Origin of the sequence: Streptococcus parasanguinis (assembly GCF_001578955.1) — a bacterium.
GTDB lineage: Bacteria > Bacillota > Bacilli > Lactobacillales > Streptococcaceae > Streptococcus > Streptococcus parasanguinis_U.
Window position 1 is genome coordinate 590,316 of the sequence record NZ_KQ969689.1, and the last position, 548, is coordinate 590,863.

General features: G+C 42.7%; 1 protein-coding gene. It reads left to right on the top strand.

Annotated features, from left to right (window positions below):
• On the top strand, nt 1-456 hold a 456-nt coding region (locus SPADD19_RS02710), incomplete at its 5' end, for an HD domain-containing protein (protein ID WP_241496434.1).
• Between the last annotated feature and the right edge of the window lie 92 nt (nt 457-548).

Consider the following 548-nt stretch of genomic DNA (forward strand, 5'->3'; position numbering starts at 1 on the left):
ATCGCACAAGCAGAAGGTCCATGTGATCTGGAGATAGTGGGCTTGTCGGCTCTTCTTCACGATGCTGATGATGATAAATTGTTTCAAACAGAGAATAATGCAAATGCTCGTAAGTTTCTAGAAGAGATTGCTACTCCTAAAAACCAAATCGACCAGATTTGTCGGGTAATCAATGCTGTTTCTTTCAGCAAAAATCGCGGTAAACATCCAGAAACCTTAGAAGGCAAGATTGTCCAGGATGCAGACCGCCTCGATGCGATAGGAGCTGTAGGAATTGCGCGAACTTTTTCCTATGGTGGCCACAAAGGGAGGTCCCTTACTGATACTGTCCAACATTTCCATGACAAGTTGCTTCTCTTAAAAGATGAAATGAACACGGAGACTGCCAAACAAATGGCAGAAAGTCGCCATCAATTTTTAATCATCTTTCTAAATGAACTAGAAAAGGAACTCTAACAAAAGAGAGTGGGACAGAAATCGGTAATTCGTTAGAATTCGATTTCGTCGTCCCACCTCCGCACAGTTGAGTAGGGCTGTAAAAGCTGATG